This is a genomic window from Streptomyces sp. (assembly GCF_035563135.1).
GTDB lineage: Bacteria > Actinomycetota > Actinomycetes > Streptomycetales > Streptomycetaceae > Streptomyces.
The window spans coordinates 1-8,564 of the sequence record NZ_DATMVN010000181.1; the positions used below are offsets into that span (position 1 = coordinate 1).

The window sequence follows — 8,564 nt, forward strand, 5'->3', positions numbered from 1 at the left end:
GCACGCGGCCCCGGCGCGGCCTCGTAGAATCGTCACCACCATGGCCTACCTCGACCACGCCGCGACCACGCCGATGCTTCCGGAGGCGATCGCGGCGATGACCGCGCAGCTCGCCGTCACCGGCAACGCGTCCTCATTGCACGCTGCCGGGCGCCGGGCCCGCCGTACCGTCGAGGAGTCCAGAGAGACCCTCGCCGACGCGCTCGGCGCCCGCCCCAGCGAGGTGGTCCTGACCTCCGGCGGCACCGAGGCCGACAACCTCGCCGTGAAGGGCCTCTACTGGGCCCGCCGCGACGCCGATCCCCGGCGCACCCGTGTCCTCGCCAGCCCCGTGGAGCACCACGCGGTCCTCGACGCCGTGGACTGGCTCGCCGAGCACGAGGGCGCCACCGTCGAATACCTCCCGGTCGACGCATACGGACGTGTGCACCCGGACGCGCTGCGCGAGGCGCTCGCCCGCAACCCCGACGAGATCGCGCTGGTCACCGTGATGTGGGCCAACAACGAGATCGGCACCATCATGCCGGTACACGAACTCGCCGAGGTGGCGCACGAGTTCGGTGTCCCCATGCACGCCGACGCGGTGCAGGCGTTCGGGCAGCTGGAGGTCGACTTCGCCCGTTCCGGACTGGCAGCGATGACGGTCAGCGCGCACAAGGTCGGAGGCCCGTTCGGCATCGGCGCGCTGCTGCTCGGCCGCGACCAGACCCCTGTCCCCGTCCTGCACGGCGGAGGCCAGGAGCGGCATGTGCGCTCGGGCACGCTCGACGTGCCGGCCGTGGCCGCGTTCGCCGTGGCGGGACGCCGCGCCGCCGAGGGGCGCGAGGACCACGCCCGTGAGGTCGGCGCACTCCGCGACGAGCTGGCCGGCGCCGTGCTGAAGGCCGTCCCCGACGCCCTGCTCGGCGGCGACCCGGCGCCCGGCGGGCGGCTGCCCGCCAACGCCCACTTCACCTTCCCCGGCTGCGAGGGCGACTCCCTCCTGCTGCTGCTCGACGCCCAGGGCATCGCGTGCTCCACCGGATCGGCGTGCACCGCGGGCATCGCCCAGCCCAGCCATGTGCTCCTGGCCACCGGCACCGACCCCGCCCTGGCGCGGGGCACGCTGCGTTTCTCGCTCGGCCACACCTCGACCCGGCAGGACGTGGAGGAGGTCGCGCGGGCGATCGGCCCGGCGGTCGACCGGGCCAGGACGGCAGGGCTCAGCTAGCCCGCGCCCCCTCGGCCCCGGCCGTGGACGCGGCGCGCACCAGCTTCATGTAGCGGGCCCAGTCCCAGTGCGGTCCGGGATCGGTGTGGTCCGTGCCGGGCACCTCCACGTGCCCGATGATGTGCTCGCGGTCCACCGGTATCCCGTACCGCTTGCATATCGCTGCCGTGAGCTGTGCGGACGACTCGTACATCTTCGCGGTGAAGTCCTGCGGACGGTCGACGAAGCCCTCGTGCTCGATACCGATGCTGCGTTCGTTGAACGAGCGGTTGCCCGCGTGATAGGCCACGTCGAGCTCCCGGATCATCTGGGTCACGCGGCCGTTCTGCCCCACGATGTAATGCGTCGCCGCCTGGTGCGCCGGGTCCTGGAACACACGGACCGCGCTGGCGTAGCTGCCCTGGGTGACATGGATGATCACCCGGTCCACGCCGAAGTCGTCGGGACGGTCGGCCCGCCGCCAGTTGCCCTCGGAGGCGGCGATCCAGCTCGCCGGGGCGTAGTCCAGCTCGCCCGCCTTGCGGGGCTTCTCCACACCCGGCACCCGCCACCAGACGCGCCGGATCTCCTCCGCGGCCAGAGCGGCCGTACCCGCCGCCGCGACCCCGCCGCCGATCAGCAGTGTGCGTCGGCTGATGCCGCGACCAGGACCTCTGCCCGGCGGTCCGGCACTTGAGTTGTTCCCCATGTGCTGCTCAACGCTTGTCCGCGAGCATTCGGTTCCCGGAGCCCCGTACTCTGGTGAAGCTATGACTCAGACCTCCCAGCGCCCCCTCCGCGTGCTCGCCGCCATGTCGGGCGGAGTCGACTCCGCCGTCGCGGCTGCCCGAGCCGTCGAGGCAGGCCACGACGTGACCGGTGTGCACCTCGCCCTCTCCGCGAACCCGCAGTCCTTCCGTACGGGTGCGCGCGGCTGTTGCACCATCGAGGACTCCCGGGACGCCCGCCGCGCGGCGGACGTCATCGGCATCCCGTTCTACGTCTGGGACCTGGCGGAACGCTTCCGCGAGGACGTCGTGGACGACTTCGTCGCGGAGTACGAGGCCGGGCGCACGCCCAACCCCTGCCTGCGCTGCAACGAGAAGATCAAATTCGCCGCGCTGCTCGACAAGGCGCTGGCCCTCGGCTTCGACGCGGTCTGCACCGGCCACTACGCCACCGTCGTGCTCAAGGAGGACGGCACCCGGGAGCTGCACCGCGCCTCGGACATGGCCAAGGACCAGAGCTACGTCCTCGGCGTCCTGGACGAGAAGCAGCTCGCCCACGCGATGTTCCCGCTCGGCGACACCCTCACCACCAAGGACGAGATCCGGGCCGAGGCCGAGCGCCGGGGCCTGGCGGTCGCCAAGAAGCCCGACAGCCACGACATCTGCTTCATCGCCGACGGTGACACCCAGGGCTTCCTCGCGAACCGTCTCGGGGGCCCCGCCGAGGGCGACATCCTCGACGAGTCGGGCGCGAAGGTCGGCACCCACGAGGGCGCCTTCGGCTTCACCATCGGCCAGCGCAAGGGCCTGCGCATCGGCCACCCCGCGCCCGACGGCAAACCCCGCTACGTCCTGGACATCTCTCCGGTGAACAACACGGTGACGGTGGGCCCGGCCGAGGCCCTGGACGTCACGGCCCTCACCGCGATCAGGCCCCGCTGGTGCGGCACGGCCCCGTCCGGACCGGGTACGTACACCGCGCAGCTCCGTGCCCACGGCGGCGAGACCGAGGTGACGGCGGAGCTGACCGACGGCACCCTGTCCGTCACCTTCACCGAGCCGGTCCGCGGCGTGGCGCCCGGCCAGGCGGTCGTGCTCTACGACGGCACCCGGGTCGTCGGCTCGGCCACGATCGCGACGACGGTGCGGCGCGAGACGGCCGAAGCGTCCCGCTGACCGTCGCCCGCAGGAGCTGACCGGCCCGGAGGCCGTCCGCCGGTACGGCCGCCCCATCGTCACAGGTGGCGAGGCCGGCGCTGGGCACCGGCGCCCCGAAGCAGTCTGAGCTGGAGCAGGTGCGCGTCGCCGTGTCGAAGAACCCCACGGTCGCCGGGTCGTCGGACAGCGGCGGCCGGAAGCCGGCCGGCGTCCGGCCGCCCACGTCGAGGCTCTGCCCTGGATCGAGCAGGTGGACCCGGTCCATCGGCAGCGGGCGCTCGGCCGACATGATTCCCGCACCCAGGAAGGTGGTCACCACCCGCGCCCCGGGGGCGGCGGCGAGGAGCTCGAACAGCGCACCGGTGTGGTCGCGGTCCCGATGGGTCAGCCAGATCCACCGCACGTCGTCGGCACCGACGGCGGAACCGAGCGCGTCCATGAAGCCCCGGTCGGGCAGGCTGAGCCCGGTGTCCACGACGACGGGCTCAGCGGCGTGCAGCACGAAGGTGTTCACCGGCAGGAAGCCGATTCCGGGTACGGGCGGACAGTCGTTGAGGGCGGTGACGTCCCGTCCCGGCCGGTGGGTGAAGATACGGAACCTCCTCGCCCCCGATCGTGCCGGCGGTCCGGCGTCCGCTCCGTGCTCCTCATCCCGTCCTCGAGTCTCCTCCCGGCCGCCCCGGACGTCAGGCCCTCACCGCGGTGCGTCCCCGCCCGGCCACGTCCGACCCCTGTACGGGTGTGGCCGCGCGGGGGCGGTCTCAGGACGCCCGGCGTGCGAACACGTCGCGGGCGAAGAACTCCGCCAGTACCGGCGCGATCACATGAGGTGCCAGGTCTCGGGTCTGGCCCGTCAGGGTGCGGTGCCTGGCCCGGGGGACCGCGGCCGCGAGGGCCGAGGACGTCTCACGCGCCTGCGCGGTGCTGAACCCCCCGGTCACCACCAGGGTGCGTGCGGTGACGGACGCGAATCTCGCGACGGGCACCGAGCCGTCGCCCAGCAGGGCGTCGTCGTACGCGAGGGTGTGGGCCACCGCTTCCAGACCGGGCCACAGCGGGGCCCGGCGCATACGGGCGATCGTCTCCTCCGGGACCCCGGTCCGGGACAGATACAGCTCGACGGCGCCGCTCCGGTCCCCCCTCGCCAGCAGCCGGTGCAGCAGCGCCGTGCAGCGGGACTTGTGCAGGAGGCCTGCGGCGCCCGGGGTGTACGGCGGATCGTAGACCGCGAGCAGGTCCACGGGCAGCCCCGCGGCCTGCGCCTCCAGGGCCAGCGCCCCGCCCGACAGCATGCCGAACAGCGAGACGCGCTCACCCGCCGCGGCCGCGACCGCCGCGAGATCCTCGATCTCGCGGCGGGGCGCGTACGGCGCGCCGTCGCCACTGGCCCCACGGCCCCGGCGGTCGTACGTGACGACCGTGAAACGCGGGGCCAGCAGAGCGGCCAGCGGCGCCCCGTCGGCCGCGGTGCTCAGGGCCCCGCCGACCAGGACCACCGGCGGCCCGTCGCCGTGGCGCCGGTACGCGATCGACGTGCCGTCACGGGAGAGAGTCTTGTCCATGTGAGGGTGGACCGCCGCGCCCCGCGGAACTCATCGCCCCGGGGGAGAAATGTTTTCGGCCGTCAGCCGGCGACGACATCCGTCGCGTAGAAGCAGAAGTGGTCCTTGATCGCGGCGACCTGCTCCTCGGGCTCCGGATAGGCCCAGACGAGGTCCGCCGCGCCGGGCAGCGACCAGTACGACGCGTCGCCCTTGAAGGGGCAGTGCGTACGGGTGTCCGACGGCGTCAGCAGTTCACTGCGGACGTCCTCGGGCGGCAGGTAGTAGCGGTCCGGGCAGCCCGTTTCGCGCAGCACCAGGGGGCGGCGGCTCTCCGCGAGCACCTGTCCGCCGTGCACCGCGCGCACATGCACGGCGGCGGGTTCGACGGTGATCGTGTGTCCTGTGAGGGAGGTCATACCTGGTTCAGCCGCGGAGCAGGCCGGTTTCTTCCCGCGCCCGGGGCCCGCCGTACGGTGTCCGCATGAACATCTGCGTCTTCCTCTCCGCCGCCGATCTCGACGACCGCTACACGGTGCCCGCACGCGAGTTCGCCGAACTCCTGGGCAGGGGCGGACACACTCTCGTCTGGGGCGGGTCGGAGAGCGGGCTGATGAAGGTCGTCGCCGACGGCGTCCAGGAGTCCGGCGGACGGCTCGTCGGCGTGTCGGTGGACTTCCTGGCGGCGAAGGCGCGGACGAACGCCGACGAGATGGTGATAGCCGAGGACCTGGCCGAGCGCAAGGCACTGCTCCTGGCGAAGGCCGACGCCATCGTGATCATGGTGGGCGGGACGGGGACGCTCGACGAGGCGACGGAGATCCTGGAGCTGAAGAAGCACGGCAAGCACACCAAGCCCGTCGTCCTGCTGAACACCGCCGGCTTCTACGACGGCCTGCGCCAGCAGTTCCAGCGCATGGAGGAGGAGGGCTTCCTGCCCCTCCCCCTCACCGACCTCGTCTTCTTCGCCGAGGACGCGGTCGGCGCGCTCGCCCACCTGGAGGAGTCGGCAGGCCTGCAGTGACCGGCAGGCCTGCGGTGACCGGCAGGCCTGCGGTGATGCGAGCATGAGGGCATGCCTACTCATCTCATCACCGGCGCCGGCTCCGGCATCGGCGCGGCCGTCGCCCGCCGGCTCCTGGAGCGCGGCGACGAACTCGTGCTGCTGGCCCGGGACGCGGGGCGCGCCAGGGAACTGGCCGCACTCCACCCCGGGGCGCGCACACTCGTCGGCGACCTCGCCAATCCCGACCGGCTCTCCTGGGCGTTCGGACAGCAGCCGATGCCCGAACGCCTCGACTCGCTGCTGCACATCGCGGGGGTCGTCGAGCTCGGCACCGTCGGCGAGCTCACCCCCAAGGCCTGGCACTTCCAGCTCAACGCCAACCTGGTCTCCCCGGCCGAGCTGACACGCCTGCTGCTGCCGCAGCTCCGCGTCGCCCAGGGCCAGGTCGTGTTCGTGAACTCCGGTGCCGGGCTCGCGGCGCACGCCGAATGGGGCGCGTACGCCGCGAGCAAGCACGGGCTCAAGGCGCTCGCCGACTCGCTGCGCCACGAGGAACACGGCAACGGCGTCAGGGTCACCTCCGTCTACCCGGGCCGCACCGCCAGCCCGATGCAGGCCAAGGTCCACCAGCAGGAGGGCAAGGAGTACGACGCCTCGCGCTGGATCGACCCGGAGTCGGTGGCCACCACGATCCTGCTGGCCCTGGATCTGCCGCGGGACGCCGAGATCAACGACCTGACGGTCCGCCCCGGCCGCTGAAGGCCCGCGCCCCGGGACCCGTAGGCTTTCCGCGTGAGCGAGAAGAGCGGATTCAGCGCGAGTGCGGCCACCGGGATCGGGTCCATGCCGGGGGGAGACGCCCGGGAGGCGGCGAAGACCGTCACCGGGTCCTTCGCCGACGGGCAGGGCATGCCGTATCTGGCGGAGCTGCCCGCGCGGGGCCCCGGCGCGGACATGACCGGGCGGACCATCGGTCTGCTCGTCGAGATGTACGGCCATGTGGAGCCCAGCGGCTGGCGCATCAGCGACCGGCCCGGCCGCGACACCCGCCGGGCCCGTTCCTGGCTCGGCGAGGACCTCGACGCCCTGGAGGAGTTCACCCAGGGCTACGACGGCCTGCTCAAGGTCCAGGCCGTCGGGCCGTGGACCCTCGCCGCCGGACTGGAACTGCGGGGCGGCGAGGCCATGCTCGGCGACCCGGGGGCCTGCCGCGACCTGGCGGGCTCGCTGGCCGAGGGGCTGCGCTCCCACCTCGCGGAGGTGCGGCGCAGGGTCCCCGGCGCCGAGGTCGTGCTCCAGCTCGACGAACCCTCCCTGACCGCCGTGCTGCTGGGGCGGGTCAGGTCGGCGAGCGGCTACCGCACCTACCGCGCGGTGGACCGCCAGGTGGTCGAGGGAACGCTGCGCGAGGTGCTCGCGGTCAACGGCGAAGGACTCACGGCCGTGCACTCGTGCGCTCCCGAGGTGCCGTTCGCGCTGCTGCGCCGTGCCGGGGCGGACGCGGTCTCCTTCGACTTCTCCCTGCTCACCGAGCGTGAGGAGGAGGCGGTCGGGGAAGCCGTCGAAGGCGGCACCCAGCTCTTCCTCGGCGTGGTTCCCGGCCTCGAAGCCGCCTCGACCCCATTGTCGGACCCGGGCGGTAGCGTCAAGGAGGTCAGGACGTTGTGGAGCAGGCTGGGGCTGAATCCGGGGACTCTCAGCGAGTCCGTCGTGATCACCCCGTCCTGCGGGCTGGCGGGAGCGTCGCCCGCGTACGCGCGCGCCGCGCTCGCCCACTGCGCCCGGGCCGCGAGGTCGCTCGCGGACAACCCTGAGTAACGGGTCGAAGCGGCTGAAAAGCCAACGGGGTAACGGAGGAACAGGCCATGGCCGGCGAACAGCAGGCGCAGCAGCTCACCGGTGTGCCGGTGGAGGCGCAGGAGCGGCACGCACTCCTCGCCGAGCAGATCGAGGAGCACCGCTTCCGGTATTACGTGAAGGACCAGCCGGTCGTCGACGACGCCGAGTTCGACCGGCTGATGCGCGCGCTGGAGGCCGTCGAGGACGAGTATCCCGAGCTGCGCACACCGGATTCGCCGACCCAGAAGGTGGCGGGTCCCTACACCACGGAATTCACCTCGGTCGAGCACCGCGAGCGCCTGCTCTCGCTGGACAACGCCTTCGACGACGCGGAGCTCGCGGCCTGGGCCGAGCGGGTGGCGAAGGACGTGGGCAGGAGCGGTCACCACTTCCTGTGCGAGCTCAAGGTGGACGGTCTCGCCGTCAACCTCACCTACGAGCACGGCAGGCTCACCCGCGCCGCGACCCGCGGCGACGGCCGCACGGGGGAGGACATCACCCCCAACGTCCGTACGATCGCCGACATCCCGCTCCGCCTCAAGGGCGACCGCATCCCCGCGCTCGTCGAGATCCGCGGTGAGGTCTTCTTCCCCATGGAGGCCTTCGAGGGGCTCAACGCCCGGCTGGTCGAAGCCGGCGACAAGCCCTTCGCCAACCCGCGCAACGCGGCGGCCGGATCGCTGCGGCAGAAGGACCCGAAGGTCACCGCCACCCGCCCGCTGCACATGGTGGTGCACGGCATCGGCGCCCGTGAGGGCTTCGACATCGACCGGCTCTCCCAGGCCTACGACCTGCTGAAGACCTGGGGCCTGCCCACCTCCCCGCACAACAGGGTGGTCGACGGACTCGACGGCGTACGCGAGTTCATCGCGTACTACGGCGAGAACCGCCACTCCGTGGCCCACGAGATCGACGGCGTCGTGGTCAAGCTCGACGAGATCCCCCTCCAGGGACGCCTCGGCACCACCTCGCGCGCCCCGCGCTGGGCCATCGCGTACAAGTACGCGCCGGAGGAGGTCAACACCAAGCTGGTGAACATCCGGGTGGGCGTCGGCCGCACCGGGCGCGTCACGCCGTACGCGCAGGTCGAGCCGGTGACGGTG

9 protein-coding genes and 1 pseudogene are annotated in these 8,564 nt (G+C 72.5%); 6 read left to right on the plus strand and 4 right to left on the minus strand.

Features of this window, described 5'->3' with window-relative positions; all coding sequences use genetic code 11:
* The first annotated feature begins 40 nt into the window (after window positions 1-40).
* A complete protein-coding gene (locus VN520_RS07785; RefSeq protein ID WP_325746124.1) occupies window positions 41-1,210 on the plus strand; it encodes a cysteine desulfurase family protein in 1,170 nt (389 codons plus the stop codon).
* Here VN520_RS07785 and VN520_RS07790 read toward each other — a convergent pair.
* Window positions 1,203-1,898 carry a peptidoglycan recognition family protein gene (locus VN520_RS07790; RefSeq protein WP_325746116.1) on the minus strand — a complete coding sequence of 232 codons (696 nt, stop codon included), beginning with the start codon at window positions 1,896-1,898 and terminating at the stop codon, window positions 1,203-1,205. The genes VN520_RS07785 and VN520_RS07790 overlap by 8 nt on opposite strands.
* A 61-nt stretch (window positions 1,899-1,959) precedes the next feature.
* On the opposite strand from VN520_RS07790, the gene mnmA reads away from it, so the two are divergent.
* Window positions 1,960-3,093: a tRNA 2-thiouridine(34) synthase MnmA gene (gene mnmA, locus VN520_RS07795; protein WP_325746117.1), complete on the plus strand. Its 1,134-nt coding sequence runs from the start codon at window positions 1,960-1,962 to the stop codon at window positions 3,091-3,093.
* A 319-nt stretch (window positions 3,094-3,412) separates the two neighbouring features.
* Here the strand turns inward: mnmA and VN520_RS07800 are convergent.
* The 3 genes and pseudogenes from VN520_RS07800 to VN520_RS07810 form a co-directional block, all read right to left on the minus strand.
* Window positions 3,413-3,589 (minus strand): annotated as a pseudogene (locus VN520_RS07800) (MBL fold metallo-hydrolase); the annotation flags it as partial.
* Between the two features lie 247 nt (window positions 3,590-3,836).
* Window positions 3,837-4,637, minus strand: a complete 801-nt coding sequence (locus VN520_RS07805) for an alpha/beta fold hydrolase (protein WP_325746118.1) — start codon at window positions 4,635-4,637, stop codon at window positions 3,837-3,839.
* Between the two features lie 62 nt (window positions 4,638-4,699).
* Window positions 4,700-5,035: a DUF427 domain-containing protein gene (locus VN520_RS07810; RefSeq protein ID WP_325746119.1), complete on the minus strand. Its 336-nt coding sequence runs from the start codon at window positions 5,033-5,035 to the stop codon at window positions 4,700-4,702.
* Window positions 5,036-5,100: 65 nt separating this feature from the next.
* Here VN520_RS07810 and VN520_RS07815 point away from each other — a divergent pair, with 65 nt between their 5' ends.
* The 4 genes from VN520_RS07815 to ligA all read left to right on the plus strand — a co-directional run.
* Window positions 5,101-5,640 carry a TIGR00730 family Rossman fold protein gene (locus VN520_RS07815; RefSeq protein ID WP_325746120.1) on the plus strand — a complete coding sequence of 180 codons (540 nt, stop codon included), beginning with the start codon at window positions 5,101-5,103 and terminating at the stop codon, window positions 5,638-5,640.
* Between the two features lie 51 nt (window positions 5,641-5,691).
* On the plus strand, window positions 5,692-6,381 hold the full coding sequence (locus VN520_RS07820) for an SDR family oxidoreductase (RefSeq protein WP_325746121.1): 690 nt from the start codon (window positions 5,692-5,694) through the stop codon (window positions 6,379-6,381).
* Window positions 6,382-6,414: 33 nt separating this feature from the next.
* Complete coding sequence (locus tag VN520_RS07825) at window positions 6,415-7,440, plus strand: methionine synthase (RefSeq protein ID WP_325746122.1); 1,026 nt, start codon at window positions 6,415-6,417, stop codon at window positions 7,438-7,440.
* Window positions 7,441-7,487: 47 nt separating this feature from the next.
* The coding region (gene ligA, locus VN520_RS07830; protein WP_325746123.1) for an NAD-dependent DNA ligase LigA at window positions 7,488-8,564 on the plus strand (1,077 nt) is incomplete at its 3' end.

Bases quoted from the DNA above. Each gene is read 5' to 3' on its own strand.
- mnmA (WP_325746117.1), top strand. From the start codon at position 1,960: ATGACTCAGACCTCCCAGCGCCCCCTCCGCGTGCTCGCCGCCATGTCG.
- VN520_RS07805 (WP_325746118.1), bottom strand. From the start codon at position 4,637: ATGGACAAGACTCTCTCCCGTGACGGCACGTCGATCGCGTACCGGCGC.
- VN520_RS07820 (WP_325746121.1), top strand. From the start codon at position 5,692: ATGCCTACTCATCTCATCACCGGCGCCGGCTCCGGCATCGGCGCGGCC.
- VN520_RS07785 (WP_325746124.1), top strand. From the start codon at position 41: ATGGCCTACCTCGACCACGCCGCGACCACGCCGATGCTTCCGGAGGCG.
- VN520_RS07810 (WP_325746119.1), bottom strand. From the start codon at position 5,035: ATGACCTCCCTCACAGGACACACGATCACCGTCGAACCCGCCGCCGTG.
- VN520_RS07815 (WP_325746120.1), top strand. From the start codon at position 5,101: ATGAACATCTGCGTCTTCCTCTCCGCCGCCGATCTCGACGACCGCTAC.
- VN520_RS07790 (WP_325746116.1), bottom strand. From the start codon at position 1,898: ATGGGGAACAACTCAAGTGCCGGACCGCCGGGCAGAGGTCCTGGTCGC.